Source organism: Chamaesiphon sp. (genome assembly GCF_041738855.1).
In the GTDB taxonomy this organism is placed as follows: domain Bacteria; phylum Cyanobacteriota; class Cyanobacteriia; order Cyanobacteriales; family Chamaesiphonaceae; genus Chamaesiphon.
Window position 1 is genome coordinate 1 of sequence record NZ_JBGSPA010000189.1, and the last position, 18,105, is coordinate 18,105.

Here is an 18,105-nt window from a genome sequence, read left to right on the forward strand (position 1 = left end):
GATGAAGTTATAAATCGGATTGATACCCAGACTGGTATCGTAATTTTCAGCAGACACCCACAGATGACTTTGCTTGATATCGGCAAACATTTCGGCGGCATTCTGGTAACGCTCGTACCATGAGAATTCGAGGTTGAGTGGAGTAGCTTGAAACTCACCCCACAGCCAATCACATAATTCGACCAGCGTTGCATCGTCAATTTGGGCAGGTTTGCTGTCTAGATAGAGTTTGGCGAGGGTTTCAACTTTGGATGTTCTGATGTTAGACCGAATATTTAGATCGGTATGCAAATCTGCCGATACTGAATTTGTATAAAGTTGTTTTGAAGGGCTGCTAATTATATTACTCAAGATCTTTCCCCTAAATACTTAGCCACATATTAGGACAAGACTGTGAGTATCTTGTGAGGAAAGTACGATCGTAAATTATTACTATGGAGAGGTTATAATTTCAATCTACATTTTTTAAGATTTGTTGAATATGGCAATCGTACAGCTAACAAATAGATCGGTAAATAGATAGATTTCAAAATATATCTTACAAACTGAGTATCTATCAATAGGAAGATATTTCAATTATTAACTATCTGACCGGAAGATATCTAGTATTTAACTGTTGTGACCCGACCCAAGTATATTTTAAGAAGGTAGTCGTAAACTATGATTACACTTGATATCGATCGCACCTTAATTTCTCTATTAACTGTAATGTGGTAATTTCTGGATATCTACTACTAGTACTGAGCGGCTTAAATAGAGTTACTATTTAAGCCGCTAACGGTTTACGCTTGTAAGTCCATCTAAACGGCTTCGCTATCGTGAGATTGAAGTATTCAACATCGATCGAGTCCACATACCTCAGCCCGCCTTAGATCATTATCCCAGAGCAACCGCAACATCGCATAATCCCGCTTACCCATGACTGTCGTTCGATCGATCCTATCGATTAACAACTGAAATTGGTCGATCGAAATCCCCCTCGTATCTTTGTAAGTCTGAGCCTTCACCGACTTAATATCGTCCAATCTAAAAACACACAGTTTACGCTTGGCAGCATGAGTGACAAACGACTTCAACGCAGCCAGCCGCGCATTCACAGTCCCTGATGATAACTGAGCTTCGAGCAAATGTCCAAGGGTAGGCAATAACATGACCGATCGCCTCGCGTTCGGACAAGTTGAGAAAGGCTAGAATCGTCTCTGGAGAAACCGATACTTGGAATTCACGGCGAAAAAAGTCTCTAAGTCCCGCCGCATCTTGGTGGAGTAGTGCGGACAATCTTAATTGCTGGCAAGTTAATCATGGAGAGAGCAGCTAGTTTTGAAATACTCGGTTCGAGCAACGCTAATGGCTAAAGATTGGGATCGAGAAGTCGAACGCGAAGCGCGCCGCCAAGGCGGTCGTGAAATGTCCACCATTAGTCCGAGCCAAGTATGCTGTCGGAGTAGATCTTAGCGATGTTTTTACCAGGTAGAAACCACGATCGATCTCCTCAGTTCGCCAATAGAACAATCTTATCCGATCTGGGTTGGCATTCTCAGGGATGGGAATGAGTAATCGATCGAGATTGCCCACTCGATCTGTACGGCAAAAAGACGTACTATATAAGAAAGAAAGTCTCGCTCAATGCAGGATCTCGCCCTATGTCTCGACCAGAATTCGCAGCCGCGCACCAGGCAGAAAAAACTAGTAAATCAGAGCGGTTGGAAGCACGTCTGAGCCGCGAACAGAAGGAATTATTACAATGGGCGGCAGATTTAGAAGGCAGAAGTTTGACCGATTTTGTGGTCTCTCACGCTCAAAATGCCGCCGTACAGACCATTTCAGAGCATACTGTCATCAAACTCAATCGCGCTGATAGCATCGCTTTTGCCGAATCTTTGCAATCTTCGCCAGAACTGAGTGAGGATGCACCATTGGCACGGGCGATTTCGCGTTACAAACAAAGTCAGGGGCTGGGATGAGCTTTCCGCCTTTCGCCCACCAAATAGCGCAGTTGGGAGCAGAACACGACCGCGCCGATTTTTGCTCTGGTAGCGAACCCCTAGATCGATATTTACGCGAACGCGCCAATCAAGATTTCAAGCGATATGTTGCCACGCCCTTCGTTCTCTATGACCTAGATGCAGAAAAAATTGCTGGCTATTACACCTTGGCTGCTACAGGAATTCAGTTTGAAGATCTACCAGAAGCGATGCGAAAGAAGCTGCCTCGGTATCCGATGGTTCCGGCGATTCTACTGGGCAGACTTGCCATAGACGAACGCTACCAAGGGCAGGGACTAGGAGCGTTTTTGCTCGTCGATGCCCTGCGACGGAGTTTAATGAATGAAATCGTGGCGGCGGCGGTTGTCGTCGATGCCAAGGATGACGCGGCGCGGGCTTTTTACGAATATCATAACTTTGTTTCGTTTGTGGGTCAGCCGTTTCGACTGTACCTACCGATGACGCTGATTGCTAGACAGTTCAGTTCGAGTTGACGGGAATGGCGATGATGACAGATGGCGATTAGAAATTGGAGTTACTCACATCTTGCACTAGAATGTACGTACTATATTCTAATTCAAACATTATCTTACTCCTCTTCTTCACCAAAATTATTGACACCATCCGCTGGAACTGGTTGGCATGATGGCCAGCATTTTCAGCTTACCCAGACCCTCAAGCAATTTACCGATACCGAAACTGTCGCTCCTGCTGCAACGACCTTAGCCGAATCGATCGCAGGGAAGACATATACCCGCACCGAACGCATTCAACTGGAAATGGAAACCCTCGCCCGACATTTCCAGCACCGCCGTCAGCTCCTCGATACCGTCCTTAGTGCCAGCCAAGTTGCCCAACTGCTGGGGACTTCACGCCAAACGCCCCACGATCGAGTTAGTTCTCAAACTTTAACTCAGTACTGAATACCAAGAACTCCTCAGCAGTCTCAAACAGCGGATTCGCACCAGCCAAATTCGGGCGGCTCTGGCGGTTAATCGGGAGTTGATTCTCCTCTACTGGCAAATTGGGCGAGAAATTCTGTTGAGACAGTCTCAACCTAGACTTTGGTATGCCCAACAGGTGACGACTAATGGTTGGTCGCGGAATATATTGTCAATACAGATTGAGAGCCAGCTATATCAACGCCAGGGTCAAGCTGTAACCAATTTTGAAGCAACTTTACCTCCAGACCGCTTCTCCAAAGGAGAGGCTTCGCCAACGGATCTAGCGAGGGCAACGCTGAAAGACCCGTATGTCCTGGATTTTCTTTGTTTGGGAATGGAAGCCCAGGAACGAGAGCTTGAGAATGCTTTAGTCCAACATATCGAGAAGTTTTTATTGGAACTGGGGGCGGGTTTTGCGTTCGTAGGCAAACAGTTTCCCCTGGAGGTAGGGGGTCAAGATTTTCGCCTGGATTTGCTGTTCTACCATCTCAAACTGCGCTGCTATGTGGTGATTGAATTGAAGGTGGATGAGTTCAAACCAGAGTATGTGGGAAAGCTGAATTTTTACCTGTCAGCGGTGGACGATTTGTTGCGCCATCCTCAGGATAAACCGACGATTGGGATATTGTTGTGTCGGTCTAAAAATGGGGTGGTGGCGGAATATGCGCTGCGGGATATTAATAAGCCAATGGGGGTAGCCCAGTGGACTCAGGCTTTGACTAAATCGTTACCAGATCCCCTGGTATCGAAACTACCTTCGATCGCGGAGTTGGAGGCGGAATTAGGTGCGATTGAGTTGAAGGAAGGTGGCGATGGTTAAGTCCAAACAAATTCCTGAGAAGTGTCGCCGTTGCGCTCTGCTAGGTGCTGCGGAGGCGCGATCGCGTCACCCTAGTTGTTGGGACGATCGGTTGTGCCATTCGCGGCGTTCTTATGCGCGTAACCGCGACAAAATCAATCAGAAGCGGGCATGAATGAGGATCGAGCAGGTGGATCAGGTAGATGTGCCCCAAGTGACTTATGGAGTCTTGCAGGTGTGGCGGGAGATGCGGGAGGATTCACCGATTCATGCAATCGGGGTCGAGGTCTGGGATGGGCATAATAAGTTAGCAGTGGTGCAGCCAGTCCATTGTGCGGGATGGTTGCCATCTCAAGTTCACGAGTATCTCCGGCAAGTTTTAGAAGTGTTAGGGACGGAGTATGGATTTAAAAAGTTGGCATCTCAAGAACTAATCCATCCCAGCCAATGCCCGATTCGTCCATGTTATCTATGCCAGAAATAATTCAGTTAACTATCTGGGACAGATTGGATCTAGCTACAACTAACTCAGTTGGAGCAGACTTCTTGGGGCTGTTGACCGAAGTTGATGAATCGATCGATCGGTTACTTCCAGCAGACAGACTAGAAGCAGCCGGAGAAGCAATCCGTAGGCTGGGTGAGATTTATGCCGTCTGTGGGATTGGATGAGTGGGATAATGAGTCAGTGCCATTATTGGAGTTACAGAGATCGATTGAGATGCCCCTGGTGCAAGTTTGGCTTGGTTTGCTACTGAATGGGTTTAAGATCGAACAGCGTGGTGAATTCTACGAGACAAAGCAGGTTTGGATTGTGCGAGAAATACTCTAAAATACGATCGATCTTACGGGAATCTGTGGGTTTGACAGAGACAGCGGAGATCCTACGGATTTAATTCTCATCAAAACAGTAAAATATAATACTTGTTGGAGATCGATTTTCGTTCCGTAAGCGCAAAGCGCAGACGTTGCCAACGCGTAGCGTTTGCCTTAGCAAAAAGGCTGCGCCAACGAGTCTCAATTACCATCATCAGCCCCTGAATCATTTTTGAGAAAAGAATGCCCTACTACAGCCAGATCGATCGCATCCCCACTTTATTAGAGGCACTCAACATCCACACGGTTGACGTGCTCAAGAAACTGGCGGGTTTGTTACTTGGTGGGAAATCTCCAACTCGCAAAGCCGAACTAGTTGAATACATCCATCAATCGCTGGAAGGCTCGACGTTGATAAGATTGTGGGGACAGTGCGATCGACTTCAGCAAGCGGCAATTGCTGAGACTGTCTATTCTAGCACCAGCGATCGATACGAAAAAATTAGGTTTGTGAGTAAGTATAATGAAGCTCCTAGCTGGGGTGCGGGGAGGTATGGTTATAGCCATGATTTTAAGCCGACGGCGTTGGATTTGTTCTTCTATAATTCCATCATGCCGCAAGACTTGAAACAGCGGCTGCGCGGGTTTGTACCGCCGCCAGCATCTACTCAGATTGCCAGTCAGGAGACGATTTCAGCTACACTGTCAGTGACGAGAATGGAGTTCGATCGCCAAACTCGGACGCGGACACCTTATGAGGTGGAGTTCCCGATGCAAATGCGGGAAACCGAGCAAGTGGCAAGGCGGGAGTTGCTAACGGTATTGAGATTAGTGGATTTGGGGAAAGTTGCGGTTAGCGACAAAACTTTTAATCCTTCCACTGCGACACTAAAAGCGATCGAACAAGTCTTAGAAGAAGGCGACTATTATAGCGAATGGAAATTCGACAAATCGCCAGAAGGTTGGCGTTATAATTACTCGATCGGTCAGATTAAACCCTTTGCTTGGGTGATGTTATTACAAGCAGGGAAACTGGTAGAGTTGAGTGGTAAAAATCTCAGACTAACAAAAGCTGGACAAAAAGCTTTAATCGAACCAGCCGAAAAAACACTGCAAATTATCTGGAAAAATTGGCAAAAAACTACGTTATTCGATGAACTGCGGCGAGTAGATGGGATTAAAGGACAAACTGGGAAAGGCAAACGTTCCCTGACTGCTGTTGCTGGAAGACGTACCCAACTTGTGGCAGCCTTGAAAGATTGTCCAGTCGGAGAATGGATCAGAATTACTGAATTCTTTCGTTATATTTTAGCGGCGGGATACGATCTAGTCGTCTGTCGCAGCCTCGAAAATTTGACGATCGATGGGGAAAGTGGTAGTTACTATGATGCTAATTTCAATATCGTCGAAGCTCGGTATATAGTCTGTTGTTTGTTTGAATATATCGCGACATTGGGCATAATTGATGTGTCGTTTCTTCATCCTGATGATAGTCTGGCAAACTTTAAAAATGATGGTAATGATTATTATATTGACAATCCTTTAAGCAGTTATGATGGGTTGGCATATTTTCGGATTACGCCTTTGGGTGCTTATTTATTAGGCATTAGCGATCTATATATTCCCAAAGAATTATCTCAGAAACAAATTCTGCGAATTTTGCCGAATTTAGAGGTTGTCGCGGTGGGTGAATTATCTCGTGCAGATCGATTGATGCTCGATAGTAGTTTGCAGAATGTTTCTGATTCGGTGTGGACATTCGATCGAGGTAAATTATTAGAAGCAATTGCTCAAGGGCGAAGTGTTGAAGAACTGAAAACTTTTTTGGTGGCTAATAGTGGTGAAATTCTGCCCCAAACTGTGCTCCAGTTTCTCGCAGATCTCCAAACTCGTACCACCAGTTTGCAAGATCTCGGTGCGGCTAGATTGATTCGATGTGTAGATCCCGCTTTGGCTGTCCTGATTGCTAATGATACTCGCACGAAGGCGTTTTGTTTCCTCGCAGATCGACCGACGGCGATGATGGCGGGAGCCGCCTGTTATTTAGTCGTCCCGACAGAAACCGAAACTAAGTTTCGCAACGCACTCAAGAAGATTGGATATAGTTTGCCCAATTAATAAATTATGTCCTACATTCCAGATAATGCCTTAATTATTCAAAGCGATCGATCTGTATTGCTCGAAGTTCATTCACCCAAGGCAAATGCAGCGCGAGATGCGATTGCTCCATTTGCAGAATTAGTCAAAAGTCCCGAACATATTCATACTTATCAAATTTCACCCTTGAGCATTTGGAATGCTAGGGCGGCGGGGATGCCTGTGGTGGAGATGATTGCTGCATTGCGATCGCATAGCAAGTATCCCATGCCGGAAGCGATCGCGCAGGAGTTGGAGACGTTGGGGAATCGGTATGGATTGACGACAATCGATCGGGTAGACGATACACTCCTACTGACGATGGTAGATTTACCCCTGGCGGAATTACTCAGTCGAGATCGAGATGTTTCCCAGTTCCTTGCCCAGCGGCGCAGCGATCTGGTATTTGAAGTCGATCCCGCCCATCGGGGGGTACTCAAGCAAGCCTTGTTAATTGCCGGATATCCGGCAGAAGATTTGGCGGGATATGTCGATGGTGACAGGCTGGAAGTTGAATTACGAGAGACTTGTCGATCGGGACAACCGTTTGGGTTACGTGACTATCAAACTGAAGCTGTAGCTGCATTTTACCAGGCAGGATTGGCACGGGGTGGGAGTGGCACGATCGTTTTACCTTGTGGGGCGGGGAAAACGATGGTAGGATTGGCGGCGATCGCCACGATCCAGGAAAATACGCTCATCTTGACGAGTAGCTTAACCTCCGTGCGCCAGTGGCAGCGAGAATTGCTGGATAAGACCAATTTAGCACCCGACTCGATCGCTGAATATAGCGGCGAGAGCAAACAAACTGCCCCGATTACCCTGGCTACCTATCAGATTTTGAGCTATCGCTCAAGTAAAACCGATGAATTTCCCCATTTTCAACTCTTTAGTGCCAGAGCTTGGGGCTTGATTATCTACGATGAGGTACATTTACTCCCAGCACCAATTTTTCGGATTACCGCCCAATTGCAAGCTCGGCGGCGATTGGGATTGACTGCAACACTAATTCGGGAAGATGGAAAAGAAGGCGATGTCTTTGCCCTAATCGGCCCGAAACGCTATGATGTCCCCTGGCGGGAACTTGAAGGGCAGGGGTTTATTGCTCCAGCAGAATGTACAGAAATTCGAGTCGCCCAAGATCCGGCTGGACAAATGGAATATGCCCTCGCTGCCAAAAGACATCAATTTCGCATCGCTGCCGAAAATCCGCGCAAAAATACGGTAGTGCAGTCTCTCTTGGCAAAATTACCCGGACATCGCATTTTAATCATCGGCGAGTATTTAGACCAATTAAATGCGTTAGCCAAGCTAACTGGTTTACCACTAGTAACAGGCAAAACCTCCCAACCGGAACGCGATCGACTGTATGATGAATTTCGGGCTGGGAAGATTACAGGTTTAATCCTCTCACGGGTGGGTAACTTTGCCTTGGATCTGCCTGATGCCGATGTGTTGATTCAAGTCTCTGGGAAATATGGCTCACGTCAGGAGGAAGCCCAACGGTTGGGGCGGGTATTGCGGCCTAAATCTGATGGTCGAGCAGCGCAATTTTATACCTTAGTTTCACTCCGTACCTGTGAGGAGGATTTCGCCCGACACCGCCAATTGTTTCTATCTGAACAAGGCTACCTCTATCGGATCGAATCTAACGGATAAGGCGTGTCATCAATTAAATCTAGGCTCTATGCAGAGACAGCCATTTAGTCAAGGAATATCTAATAATTTGCGGATTAGATCTCTCAGTTCTCGTCCTTGAAAAGTTGGTTTTCCATGAATCCAATTATGGGGTTATTTGCATAGTGCGATTCGTTTAACTGAAATCAGCCCAATCTAAGGGTTTGAAGGATAGTTAGCTAGATTCTTAGGAATCTTGACAACTTGATGCTGATAGAGGTGAAAGCCCTCTCCTAGAGAGTGTTCTAGTGAAAGCATATCCCTTACGGTCGCGACTAGTCCTCAACCCGTAAAGCAGGGATAAAAGCTCTCAAACTGTCAGCCTAAGATGGTGGCGAGCAAGCAAGTACCCATGATGACGAACAGGAATCCTTTCCAAAAGACCGTCAAAGCCAACCAGCGCAATCAGGCTGAATCGCTGGAGCCAAAAGGCAATAGTCAGAGGTTGAATGATTTTGCAGCATTCAACAACACTTCCAATTTGACTCGGTTTATTAGGGACATCTAAAGGTACAACCAATCAACATCAGGAACGAAGTAATCTCATTTTAGCTCTCTTTTTGAGTAGGTGCTAACCGGATGCTAAATGAGACAGGATTTCAGAAAAAGCCAAGGCTAAAATGTAATGTTTTAGATCTGCCCACTTCTGGACGGTGATTTAAACGGAAAAGCTACCAAATAGAGTTAAATGTCTAAAACATATCCAGTTAACAAACTGAATAATGTGGAATGGTCACAAATCAATTGGCGAACGTGCTCCCGTTAACTATTCCTCGTATCTGCGATATCCAGTTACCAATCGATCGCCATTATTCGATACATGGATCTCGATTTGGTCACTTGCCCAGGTAATTTGGTCTTGTAATTGAGGATTGAAAATATGCAGCCGCTGATTACTAGATGACACCGGAGAATTTGGTGAATGCACCGCTAGTTCTTGGATGTATGAGCCATCAATTAGGAGATCGAGTTCTTCGAGCAATTCTGCTGCCCCCGCAGGCGCATCGGGAGCTTGCAGCTTTTCTAAAGTGAACCCCGTAAATGCCATCACAGTTAATCCAGCCGCCTTCACCTGACGGGCTAGTTTTGCCAGTCCAGGGGCTTGCCAAAACGGTTCGCCACCTGAGAAGGTTACGCCAGTATCGCGTGGGTTGCTGAGGATTTTGAGAGCAAGATCTTCGATCGAAATCAGTTGATTAAGCTCGAATGACCACGATTCGGGATTAAAGCAATCGGGGCAATGGCGCGAGCAGCCCTGCACCCACACAACAGCACGGCAACCTGGGCCGTTTACTGCCGATTCATTGACGTAGCCCATGAGGTTTAAATAACCAGCGGGAATTTGGGGCAGATTGAGGGTTGGTTGTAAAGATTGTGAATTCATCTGATGACTCCGATTGAACTGTAATCTTGATGTGTGGTGCAGGTGCTAGGCGATTGGGCAAAGCCCACGCTGTGCCTAATGGCAGGCTTCGCCAACGCGAACGAACTATGATCTGGTAGCTTCTAATTGAGCCTGACTGTGAGGACTTTTGAAGGTGAGTTGAGCATTAGCTCGTTGGCAAGCTGTCATTGTTTTGACATGCTCTTGTTCGTCGTCGCGAATATTTACAAATACGTCATATAAGTTGTTGACTGATGGCCGACGGGGTTCGAATTTTTGTCCAGTTTGGAACTCATCAAACATATATAAATCACCATTTCGATAATATTGAATCGCGATTTGTGGTGCGGGTTGTGCTTTCAGTTCGGCGGCATTTTCTGTTGAATATTTGTTGTAGCTATCGTAGGCATGACCTTCGACCAATTCCATGAAGTTATAGGCTGCTTTGGGCTGAATTACATATAATACAACAGCAATCCAGTAGTAAAGTAAGGCAACGGAGCGGGCGAGGAATCGTTCGCGAAGCGTCGCCTATGGTGAATCGATCCACACTTTATCGCCGCCCAATTCTTCCATAATTAATAGGTGGTGCAGTTCATTCCAGGATTCGGCAAAATGTATTTTCAACCAATCCGATTTCCGCCACCATCCCAGGGTTTCATAAAAGTGGAGTACAGATAGGTAGGAAAAATAAGGTACCCGCGCTACGGTTTCCAGTACATAAAATCGGGGAATAGGTCGATCTAGGGTAAACTGTATTAATCACAAATACCAGCACACCAACTAGTAAACGAATCATGCTCAATGCTCCTGCGTAACATCTGTTTGGGTCTATATCTCCATCCTAGAGATCCCCATCGGGATCGCAAGATGGTTACATTTTCCCCCTATAGTTACCAACAGTAAAAGATTGGGTGAAGATCGAGTGTTGAGGCAATTCTAAAGAAATAATTAAGCTCGGTCTAATCGATCCTAAAGTTTAGGTGAGCGATGCCATCAATTCGGCGACAGGTAGGATCTTTGCCACAGGTTTTACCGCACCACCAGAAAACATTAACCCCCGATCGATATCGCCTTGGGCGGCTTTGCTCAGAGCCTGAATGAGACAATATAACAGATAGCTTTGCTGTACCGTCCTTACCGGAAGATGAAGCAGCCCAACGACCCCGTTCACCCGCCGCTAGTAGCCTTTCGAACTCACCAGACACTTCATACAGTCGGTGTGCAACGGGATTGTTATACGATTATTACATTTTAGGAATTAAAGACTGGAAGAAGAAATGCCATAATAATGCCTCCAATCACAATACCTTCAAGAACCTTCAAGACCAAACTAGAGTGTTTAATTTTGACCTCTTGAAGCCAGGGAAGTGGCGTATCCTCGTCTCGTATTGTCCAATTAAACATTGATACTAGCAAGGGAAATCCACCGACTTTGGCTCCCATCAGTAGATGTAACGCAAGACTAATGAACACACATACCCACGCTATCAAATGCGCCAGATACCATGGACGATGAATTTCTCCAGCAGGAAGCCATTCTTCTTTCATCATTCGACCAGTTACCACAGCAAACGTTGCCGCAAGCAACATTAACGTATTTGCCAACCGATGTATTGATATCCACCACACTGGCTTGCCAAGCTGTTTTAATTGACTGAAAGATTGCTCTTGTACTAGACGACGATAGCCAATATGAAAACTGTATAGAGCAAAAACTGGTAGAAATAATAGAAACGCTAGCGCAATTGTGCCATGAATACCCTGAATATCTCCTATCGTGGATAGAGCAAGACTACCCCAACGCTTGTCATACGTGTTGTAAATCAAAAAACCTGAAAGCAAGGCTAAAACAAGTAGTGCCGCAGCAATACCATGCAATATTCGTAGTAAAACAGGCTGATATGGGTGGGTACGCGACATATTTACGATGTTTCTTCTAATCAGGAGTTTCTCGAATCATAGCAGCATCAGAACTTCCCATGGAGGCTATAGCAGTGTAACTATTATTAGGCGGAAACTTTCCACCTATCCACCCAAATTCGGGTAGATAGACTGAAAATGCCATCATTCAACAAAACGACCGGAGTTCATCGGCTGATGCTGCAACTACTTTACGGTAGTGGGCTGCGCTTGCGCGAATGTATGGAGCTACGAATCAAAGACATCGACTTTGCCCAGTCTCAAATGGTCATCCGCTGCGGCAAAGGTGGTAAGGATCGAGTTACATTGCTACCGCAAAGCGTCATCGAACCACTGCAAATTCACATTCAACAAGTTCGCCTCATCCATCAGCAAGATTTAGAAATCGGCTATGGGGCAACCATATTGCCTTTTGCTTTCCATCGCAAAGATCCCAATGCTCCCCGTCAATGGGTTTGGCAATATGCCTTTCCCGCGTCAACTCGCTGTCAAGATCCCAGAGGTAGCGGGATTGTCCGGTTTCATCTCCATGAAAGTGGCTTGCAGAAAGCTCTCAAACAAGCCGTGCGGCTAGCTAAGATCTCAAAGCGGGTTAGTTGCCATACATTCCGTCATTCATTTGCTACCCACCTGCTTCAAAATGGTTATGACATTCGCACTATTCAAGAACTACTAGGTCATAAAGATGTCAAAACCACGATGATTTATACCCATGTGCTAAATCGGGGTGGGCGAGGTGTTGTGAGTCCACTCGATCGATAATCACTCGATCTCGATGAGATTGCATGATGCAATTTGGTGGAGAATTTATGAATGAAAATCATCAAAAGTTTGATAACAATTTTCCGGGTCGTAGAGATGACAATTATCGGTAATTTCTAGGAGCAAACCCCAATTAAATTGACGTTCTTTGACATATTTGCCCCAATTAGCTTGGATGATCTCGTGTGCTGCGCGGAGATTGTACGCAGGAATTGCGGTTGAGATATGGTGGGGGACATGAACATTAATATCATGACAGAGGATTTCTACCCACCACGGATAATCACAATGAATCGTGCCAGCTAACTGCGCCGTGGCTTCATTCCACTCACTCGCTGGTTGAAACTGAACATCTACAGCGGTATGGTGGACGAGGGTAAAAGTACTCATCCAAAAGTGATATATCAACCAAGGTATCAACCAGAATTTGACTAATCCCCACCAACCAGTAGTTAATGTTAGTAGCGTTAAACCAATCCCACCACCAATAATTACTAATAAAGCCGAGAATTTTACTTGTTCCCGTTGTTTGCCGGCAAACCGATTCCATTGGAAGTGTAGCCCCGCCCAGTGAACGATCGATGCCAGCCACCATAATCGCCCCCGCATGGCACGATAAACCAGTTGCATCAACCATCCAGCATTGTTGTAATCTTCTGGCTTCCAGGGCTGCCAAGCGTTGTCTACGCTGAGTTTATTGGTGTGTTTGTGGTGATGGTTGTGGAGGATGCGCCAGCCGTGGAAGGGGTAAAGTAGTGGCAACATCAAAATGTGTCCCACAATATCGTTAACTCGGCGACTATTAGAGAATGAATGATGAGCGGCATCATGTCCAATTACAAAAAATCCGGTGAGTGCAGTTCCGGTGAAAATCCAGATGATGGGAAGTAAATACCACGGGGAAATCGCTAAACCGAAATAACCTAAACCTACCATCGCGACGCTGAGGATCACTTGTTGCCAAGCTTTGCGCGGGTTTTTGAGAAAAACTTGTTTGGGTAAAGTTTTAATGATGTCTTTGAGTTTAAAGTTGGGTTGAGGATCGATCAATGGTTGTTTTGCGGTGGTGGAAGTGATTGATAAAGTCATATTTTGGATGAAAGTTTCATGATGATAAGTCAGGTTAGCCAGCGACTGAAGTCGCCGCTAGTGATGCAAAGTCCGCCTACGCGGACTAATAGGGAACCGTATTTCGCCTTCGCGGACTGAGAGTTCCAACCTGCGTAGGCAGACTTTGCAACACTAGCAGCGATTTCAATCGCTGATTACTCCGTTAGCTCGCTTATGTCTGCGTCGGATAACGCACCGGAATTCCCATTGCGGTTTCCAGTCGATCGGCAAATGCCTGTAATATCTCACTATCAACTTGCTTGAGTTGCTTGGTTGGATAGGCGCGATCTGTTGGTGGCTGATTGCCGCGTGCGGCTAATTGATGGATTAGCGGCTGAGGGCGGGTGGGCGTGTTGAGTTGGATTTCGTCTGGTTGTAATGCTTGCATCCGGTGGAAATAGTCTGTTTGTTGGCGATCGCTCCAGGCAGTTAGGAGCATTGTTTGAATTGCCAGTTGTCCTGAATAGATCTGGCGAAATTGGAGTAAACCTGCCCAGATTTCCTCAAGGTTGATGGTGGACAGGGGACGATCGATCCGACGAAATGAGTCAGAATCGATCGCATCAATTTTGACAGCAACCCAATCAGCGATCGCCAGTTCTTCCCGCACTTGGGGATCGGGCAACAAGCTACCATTGGTCAATACGCCGATCGGTTTGGCGATCGTCTCCTTCGCCATCATCAGGATTTCATCTAAATTCTGCGCCAGAGTTGGCTCACCACTACCGCTGAGGGTGATGGTGTCCACATCGCACAGCATGAATGATTGGAGATCTTGGCGAATTTGCTCGGTTGGGACAAAAATCTGACGGGTGCAACTTTGACGCTCAATCTTGCCTAACTGACAATACACGCAGTTAAACGAACAACAAGAGCAAGAACCGATCGGATCGATACCGAGCGATCGACCAAACCGCCAAGATTGCACTGGGCCATAAACAGAAGTAAAATGTGTAGTAATCGTAGTTATCATTTGAGATCGGGTTAAAATATTGGCTTCGTTTAGGCACCGCACTCGATTGAAATCGGTGCTAGTGTTGCGAAGTCCGCCTACGCGGACTAAATCTTCTAGCCGACATTCCGCACTTCATAAAATCGATCGGTAAAAAGCCTTATTTTTCGTGAACGTAGGGTGTGTTATCCCGTAAGGGTAACGCACCGTTAGACGAGGATTGGTGCTACCAAAAATTGAAGTGCGGAATGTGGGTTCTAGTCCGCGTAGGCGGACTTTGCATTCTGAGGAGCGGTTAGAAACCGCTTGGGTTCTGGGTAGCAAATTGGGTTACTTATTATTTATTTCGCGACAGGTTCTCGATCGACTCCACGAGGATGACGTTCTGTGCTACCAACGCGATCTTGTCGCGTCAGCAAATCAAACGTATGTTCCCCAATTGCCGCCTTCACATCGGCTTCCAGTTCATGCACCATATCGCGATTGAACAGAAACGCCGTATTCGCTTCGGCAACAATCCGATCGATCGTCGCAGCATGTAGCGATAACTCATCCAGAGCCTGGCGATAATGCTCCTTGAACGTCCGTTATTTGGTCGAATTCATAGAAACTAGTCCCTTGCGCTCCAGACAAAGCCAACGCCGATCGAATCACCTTTTTCAAGCTTTGCCCACCAGATAAATCGCCCATATAGCGTGTATAGGCATGGGCAATTAGCAACACTGGATCGGCTTTGGACAAGTTTTGTAGCCGATCGCAATACACACGTCCTGCTGGTGAAGCTACAATTTGTTTCTGCCAATTTTCACCATAATAAAACGCGAGATCCTGAGCCAGACTTTCTGCCCGATTTAACTCTGGAAAATAAATAGCACCGATGCTCGGATGGTCGAGATTACTTCTCAAAGCTGTCTCTAATGCGTCGTAAACAAAGTATAAATCGGCAAATAACTTACGCAAGGGTTCCCGCTCGACAATCCCTTTTATCAAACATTTCATAAATGACGTATTCTCGGCAGCCGTATGGGATTGTTGGGTGCCTTCACGTAGACTAGTCGATAGATTGCTCATCGTCATGGCTCCTAATAGATTTTAGATTTGAAATTTTCAGCGTTAATAATTGTTAGTAAATAAAGACGTAGCAACTGCCACATAATTATCGCAAACCAGGGTAGTTTTTGACCCAATTGAATCGCTAGACAATGATTGCTAGTGGAGATTTTTGCAATTTTTTGATTAGCGATTGCGCATTGCTCCAAACGGGCAAAGAATTCTGGATGATGGGTATCTAAAATACTGGGATGGGTACTTTCCCAGCGGCGTATCGAGCGATTGCTCATGGCAATACCTCTTAGTGAATGCAATACTCCTCAAATTAGTTAGTCTACTTTCGCGTAGCGTCTCGCAGAGAAGACGGACTTGACATCACTAGTAGCGAACCGCTGGCGAACCGATAGTATCGATCGTGAATTATTGAACTGACCATAGTGTGAATCGATCGAGATTGATGGCTATGCACCAATTGTTCATCAAGACTCGATCGAGCACAAGTCAGTTACCGTGGCTGTCCGATAGTTACTGAAAGTAAAGCATAGCGATCGGTAGCAAACTTGAGCCATTTCTAAAGAAATATTGAAATTCTACTGCTAGACAATGATTGTCTGACCATCAGTCAAACAAATAACTTCATCTGTTTGACTGATGGAGACTCGCCGATGTGTAAGCTAAATCCGCTCTACGACCAAACTGTCGGTTTGCGCTTCCGCGCTCTTTCATACCTGGCAGATGAATGCGGTGAAGATGTCTCGCCGTAATGTTCCTAGCTATAGTCAGAGATTTCAGCTAGTTGCAAATAAAAGTATGGAGGTGGTGCGGATTTATTTACCACCTGATGTAAATTGTTTACTAGCGATCGGGTACCTAAATTGCAAGTAGCAGGAGCGCATACCATTATAAATTTTGAGAAGTTCGTCCGTTCGCGTTCGCATCTGCCCCAGCAGAGCGGGTTTCCCGCTCATGGGACGAACCCAAGCCTATCAACAGCAAGATCGACTTTGACAAAATAACCCATTGTGCAATCAGATGGAAAGCATTTTAAATCCAATCGTAATTAATACTGCTCCGCCAAACATCTCCAATCGAGAACCGAATGCAGAGGGTATTCGCTTGGCTAAGAATAGACCGAGATAAGTAGCAGCAAAAGCGGCAAAAGCGATCGCCAGTGAGTAAGTATGAATTGGTTTTCCAGCAAGACCGAGAGATACACCAACACTCAGTGAGTCAATGCTGGTTACAGTTGAGATAAAAAGAATCTTGATTATCCCATGAGTTCTAGGGTCTTCAGAATCTTCTTCCTCGCCGCCAACATGATGATATGCCTCCCAACACATATGGGTGCCAACTGCAACTAGTAACCCAAAAGCAACCCAATGGTCGTAGTTCACGATTAGGTCTTTTGCTCCGCTACCCAGTAAGAAGCCGATTGCAGTTGCCATTCCCTCGGCGAAAGCAGAACTAAAAGCAAAGGAAAATGCTCTCTTTGCGGAAAAGTGACGGAACCCCATCGCAAAGGCAGCAGAAAAGGAGTCAATACTCAGAACAACCGCAAATAAAAGAACTTCCCAGAACATCATGGTATTTGATTACGACACTTAATTAAGTTGAACAATGGTTTCCAGCGTGCCAGAAATGTAGATCTAAAAATTTAACTATATACTGAAAAACTTTATTAATGGCTATGTCATCCTAATCTAAGTTATCTTTAAATGCAATAAAAACGTAGAGAATTTAATCGTAAAAGTCATATTTTATTCATTTTAATTTCATTTTATTCTCATATTTAATCAAATAAAAATATTCTAAAAAAACAATGTTATCATCCATCTCGGGGCAATCACTAAAATCGTTTCACTTCAGAAGCGGTTAAAGTTAGAGCAGGAAACTGTACCTAGAGAATCGCAAAAAGTATGAATCCATCGATCGAACATCGTCCTTCTGCTCGTTCCTACGCAGCTTTATCCATCGGTGCAGCCATCATTACGATTGTGCTGAAGTTTGGAGCCTATGGTAGCATCGCTGTTGCCGCAGGGCAGCGTCTATTAGCTCCTCAGCCGATCGAGCAAGCTGGATTGGGTTTAGTATTAGCACTGGTGGCAACGGCGATTAATGGTGGAGTTGCCTGGATTTTGCTCCGAGCTAGCCGACGGTTGCGCTCCATCACCCTGAGAGCAGATGCCCATCACTTGCTCACGGACGTGTGGACATCGGTAGGAGTGGTGCTGGGAATTGGGCTAGTGAGCGTTACAGGCTGGTATGTACTCGATCCCATTATTGCCCTACTTGTTGCAGCCAACATTGTTTGGACTGGGACGATCTGAAATTAAATTGAATCGGGCGATTTAGATCGAATTAGATTTCATGTAACATTTTAAAAATATGATATAAATCTTGTCTTTGTGCCAATTTGCTAGAATATTAGTAATACTCACATCTTGCACTAGTATATTAGCTCTACTATTCAAGGGGTTGAAAATATGAGAAAAAGGGCGTGGAAAAACATTGATGAGAACAGTGAACACCATTCTCCCTTACGCCCAATTAATACTCTACACGCTGTTAGA

19 protein-coding genes and 5 pseudogenes are annotated in these 18,105 nt (G+C 45.7%); 14 read left to right on the forward strand and 10 right to left on the reverse strand.

Features of this window, described 5'->3' with window-relative positions:
- Window positions 1–351: pseudogene (locus ACEW9I_RS20000) on the reverse strand (transposase); the annotation flags it as partial.
- 482 nt (window positions 352–833) lie between these two features.
- Window positions 834–1,151 carry a hypothetical protein gene (locus ACEW9I_RS20005; RefSeq protein ID WP_373542088.1) on the reverse strand — a complete coding sequence of 106 codons (318 nt, stop codon included), beginning with the start codon at window positions 1,149–1,151 and terminating at the stop codon, window positions 834–836.
- Between the two features lie 492 nt (window positions 1,152–1,643).
- Here ACEW9I_RS20005 and ACEW9I_RS20010 point away from each other — a divergent pair, with 492 nt between their 5' ends.
- The 10 genes from ACEW9I_RS20010 (at window position 1,644) to ACEW9I_RS20055 (ending at window position 8,862) form a co-directional block, all read left to right on the forward strand.
- Window positions 1,644–1,964, forward strand: a complete 321-nt coding sequence (locus tag ACEW9I_RS20010; protein ID WP_373542089.1) for a DUF1778 domain-containing protein — start codon at window positions 1,644–1,646, stop codon at window positions 1,962–1,964.
- Window positions 1,961–2,479: a GNAT family N-acetyltransferase gene (locus tag ACEW9I_RS20015; RefSeq protein WP_373542090.1), complete on the forward strand. Its 519-nt coding sequence runs from the start codon at window positions 1,961–1,963 to the stop codon at window positions 2,477–2,479. Before ACEW9I_RS20010 ends, ACEW9I_RS20015 begins: the two co-directional genes overlap by 4 nt.
- Before the next feature lie 21 nt (window positions 2,480–2,500).
- The gene (locus tag ACEW9I_RS20020; RefSeq protein WP_373542091.1) at window positions 2,501–2,908 is read left to right on the forward strand and encodes a hypothetical protein; all 408 of its coding nucleotides are present in this window, start codon (window positions 2,501–2,503) and stop codon (window positions 2,906–2,908) included.
- Window positions 2,909–2,957: 49 nt separating this feature from the next.
- Window positions 2,958–3,749, forward strand: a complete 792-nt coding sequence (locus ACEW9I_RS20025) for a YhcG family protein (protein ID WP_373542105.1) — start codon at window positions 2,958–2,960, stop codon at window positions 3,747–3,749.
- Window positions 3,742–3,903: a hypothetical protein gene (locus tag ACEW9I_RS20030; RefSeq protein WP_373542092.1), complete on the forward strand. Its 162-nt coding sequence runs from the start codon at window positions 3,742–3,744 to the stop codon at window positions 3,901–3,903. The genes ACEW9I_RS20025 and ACEW9I_RS20030 overlap by 8 nt, the downstream gene beginning before the upstream one ends.
- Window positions 3,904–4,212 carry a hypothetical protein gene (locus ACEW9I_RS20035; RefSeq protein ID WP_373542093.1) on the forward strand — a complete coding sequence of 103 codons (309 nt, stop codon included), beginning with the start codon at window positions 3,904–3,906 and terminating at the stop codon, window positions 4,210–4,212.
- Window positions 4,200–4,397: a hypothetical protein gene (locus ACEW9I_RS20040; RefSeq protein WP_373542094.1), complete on the forward strand. Its 198-nt coding sequence runs from the start codon at window positions 4,200–4,202 to the stop codon at window positions 4,395–4,397. Before ACEW9I_RS20035 ends, ACEW9I_RS20040 begins: the two co-directional genes overlap by 13 nt.
- A gap of 387 nt (window positions 4,398–4,784) precedes the next feature.
- Window positions 4,785–6,659 carry a hypothetical protein gene (locus ACEW9I_RS20045; RefSeq protein ID WP_373542095.1) on the forward strand — a complete coding sequence of 625 codons (1,875 nt, stop codon included), beginning with the start codon at window positions 4,785–4,787 and terminating at the stop codon, window positions 6,657–6,659.
- Between the two features lie 6 nt (window positions 6,660–6,665).
- Window positions 6,666–8,336 (forward strand): DNA repair helicase XPB, encoded by a 1,671-nt coding sequence (locus tag ACEW9I_RS20050; protein WP_373542096.1) that lies wholly within the window; start codon window positions 6,666–6,668, stop codon window positions 8,334–8,336.
- A gap of 370 nt (window positions 8,337–8,706) precedes the next feature.
- Complete coding sequence (locus ACEW9I_RS20055) at window positions 8,707–8,862, forward strand: hypothetical protein (protein WP_373542097.1); 156 nt, start codon at window positions 8,707–8,709, stop codon at window positions 8,860–8,862.
- Window positions 8,863–9,120: 258 nt separating this feature from the next.
- Here ACEW9I_RS20055 and ACEW9I_RS20060 read toward each other — a convergent pair whose 3' ends face one another.
- The 4 genes and pseudogenes from ACEW9I_RS20060 to ACEW9I_RS20075 form a co-directional block, all read right to left on the reverse strand.
- A complete protein-coding gene (locus ACEW9I_RS20060) occupies window positions 9,121–9,738 on the reverse strand; it encodes a 4Fe-4S single cluster domain-containing protein (protein WP_373542098.1) in 618 nt (205 codons plus the stop codon).
- Window positions 9,739–9,843: 105 nt separating this feature from the next.
- Window positions 9,844–10,537 (reverse strand): annotated as a pseudogene (locus ACEW9I_RS20065) (alternative oxidase).
- Between the two features lie 180 nt (window positions 10,538–10,717).
- Window positions 10,718–10,912, reverse strand: a complete 195-nt coding sequence (locus ACEW9I_RS20070) for a hypothetical protein (RefSeq protein WP_373542099.1) — start codon at window positions 10,910–10,912, stop codon at window positions 10,718–10,720.
- 80 nt (window positions 10,913–10,992) lie between these two features.
- A complete protein-coding gene (locus tag ACEW9I_RS20075) occupies window positions 10,993–11,661 on the reverse strand; it encodes a cytochrome b/b6 domain-containing protein (RefSeq protein ID WP_373542100.1) in 669 nt (222 codons plus the stop codon).
- A 138-nt stretch (window positions 11,662–11,799) separates the two neighbouring features.
- Between ACEW9I_RS20075 and ACEW9I_RS20080 the strand changes: the two genes are divergently transcribed.
- Window positions 11,800–12,423, forward strand: a complete 624-nt coding sequence (locus tag ACEW9I_RS20080; protein WP_373542101.1) for an integron integrase — start codon at window positions 11,800–11,802, stop codon at window positions 12,421–12,423.
- A 45-nt stretch (window positions 12,424–12,468) separates the two neighbouring features.
- Here ACEW9I_RS20080 and ACEW9I_RS20085 read toward each other — a convergent pair whose 3' ends face one another.
- From ACEW9I_RS20085 to ACEW9I_RS20095, 3 genes and pseudogenes are all read right to left on the reverse strand, one after another.
- Window positions 12,469–13,512, reverse strand: coding sequence for a fatty acid desaturase (locus tag ACEW9I_RS20085; RefSeq protein WP_373542102.1), 1,044 nt, complete (start codon window positions 13,510–13,512; stop codon window positions 12,469–12,471).
- A 193-nt stretch (window positions 13,513–13,705) separates the two neighbouring features.
- Window positions 13,706–14,503 (reverse strand): radical SAM protein, encoded by a 798-nt coding sequence (locus tag ACEW9I_RS20090; RefSeq protein ID WP_373542106.1) that lies wholly within the window; start codon window positions 14,501–14,503, stop codon window positions 13,706–13,708.
- A 323-nt stretch (window positions 14,504–14,826) separates the two neighbouring features.
- Window positions 14,827–15,556: pseudogene (locus ACEW9I_RS20095) on the reverse strand (heme oxygenase (biliverdin-producing)).
- A gap of 641 nt (window positions 15,557–16,197) precedes the next feature.
- On the opposite strand from ACEW9I_RS20095, the pseudogene ACEW9I_RS20100 reads away from it, so the two are divergent.
- Window positions 16,198–16,299, forward strand: a pseudogene (locus ACEW9I_RS20100) (Mo-dependent nitrogenase C-terminal domain-containing protein); the annotation flags it as partial.
- Window positions 16,286–16,420, forward strand: coding sequence for a hypothetical protein (locus tag ACEW9I_RS20105; protein WP_373542103.1), 135 nt, complete (start codon window positions 16,286–16,288; stop codon window positions 16,418–16,420). The pseudogene ACEW9I_RS20100 and the gene ACEW9I_RS20105, both read left to right, overlap by 14 nt.
- A 143-nt stretch (window positions 16,421–16,563) precedes the next feature.
- Here the strand turns inward: ACEW9I_RS20105 and ACEW9I_RS20110 are convergent, their stop codons facing one another.
- Window positions 16,564–17,118: a manganese efflux pump MntP family protein gene (locus ACEW9I_RS20110; RefSeq protein ID WP_373542104.1), complete on the reverse strand. Its 555-nt coding sequence runs from the start codon at window positions 17,116–17,118 to the stop codon at window positions 16,564–16,566.
- 333 nt (window positions 17,119–17,451) lie between these two features.
- Here ACEW9I_RS20110 and ACEW9I_RS20115 point away from each other — a divergent pair.
- Window positions 17,452–17,853: pseudogene (locus ACEW9I_RS20115) on the forward strand (cation diffusion facilitator family transporter); the annotation flags it as partial.
- Between the last annotated feature and the right edge of the window lie 252 nt (window positions 17,854–18,105).

What these genes read in the sequence shown, in the direction of transcription:
- ACEW9I_RS20005 (WP_373542088.1), bottom strand. Translation starts at nt 1,151, where the DNA reads ATGTTATTGCCTACCCTTGGACATTTGCTCGAAGCTCAGTTATCATCA.
- ACEW9I_RS20010 (WP_373542089.1), top strand. Translation starts at nt 1,644, where the DNA reads ATGTCTCGACCAGAATTCGCAGCCGCGCACCAGGCAGAAAAAACTAGT.
- ACEW9I_RS20015 (WP_373542090.1), top strand. Translation starts at nt 1,961, where the DNA reads ATGAGCTTTCCGCCTTTCGCCCACCAAATAGCGCAGTTGGGAGCAGAA.
- ACEW9I_RS20020 (WP_373542091.1), top strand. Translation starts at nt 2,501, where the DNA reads ATGGCGATTAGAAATTGGAGTTACTCACATCTTGCACTAGAATGTACG.
- ACEW9I_RS20030 (WP_373542092.1), top strand. Translation starts at nt 3,742, where the DNA reads ATGGTTAAGTCCAAACAAATTCCTGAGAAGTGTCGCCGTTGCGCTCTG.
- ACEW9I_RS20035 (WP_373542093.1), top strand. Translation starts at nt 3,904, where the DNA reads ATGAGGATCGAGCAGGTGGATCAGGTAGATGTGCCCCAAGTGACTTAT.
- ACEW9I_RS20040 (WP_373542094.1), top strand. Translation starts at nt 4,200, where the DNA reads ATGCCAGAAATAATTCAGTTAACTATCTGGGACAGATTGGATCTAGCT.
- ACEW9I_RS20045 (WP_373542095.1), top strand. Translation starts at nt 4,785, where the DNA reads ATGCCCTACTACAGCCAGATCGATCGCATCCCCACTTTATTAGAGGCA.
- ACEW9I_RS20050 (WP_373542096.1), top strand. Translation starts at nt 6,666, where the DNA reads ATGTCCTACATTCCAGATAATGCCTTAATTATTCAAAGCGATCGATCT.
- ACEW9I_RS20055 (WP_373542097.1), top strand. Translation starts at nt 8,707, where the DNA reads ATGATGACGAACAGGAATCCTTTCCAAAAGACCGTCAAAGCCAACCAG.
- ACEW9I_RS20060 (WP_373542098.1), bottom strand. Translation starts at nt 9,738, where the DNA reads ATGAATTCACAATCTTTACAACCAACCCTCAATCTGCCCCAAATTCCC.
- ACEW9I_RS20075 (WP_373542100.1), bottom strand. Translation starts at nt 11,661, where the DNA reads ATGTCGCGTACCCACCCATATCAGCCTGTTTTACTACGAATATTGCAT.
- ACEW9I_RS20080 (WP_373542101.1), top strand. Translation starts at nt 11,800, where the DNA reads ATGCCATCATTCAACAAAACGACCGGAGTTCATCGGCTGATGCTGCAA.
- ACEW9I_RS20085 (WP_373542102.1), bottom strand. Translation starts at nt 13,512, where the DNA reads ATGACTTTATCAATCACTTCCACCACCGCAAAACAACCATTGATCGAT.
- ACEW9I_RS20105 (WP_373542103.1), top strand. Translation starts at nt 16,286, where the DNA reads ATGTCTCGCCGTAATGTTCCTAGCTATAGTCAGAGATTTCAGCTAGTT.
- ACEW9I_RS20110 (WP_373542104.1), bottom strand. Translation starts at nt 17,118, where the DNA reads ATGATGTTCTGGGAAGTTCTTTTATTTGCGGTTGTTCTGAGTATTGAC.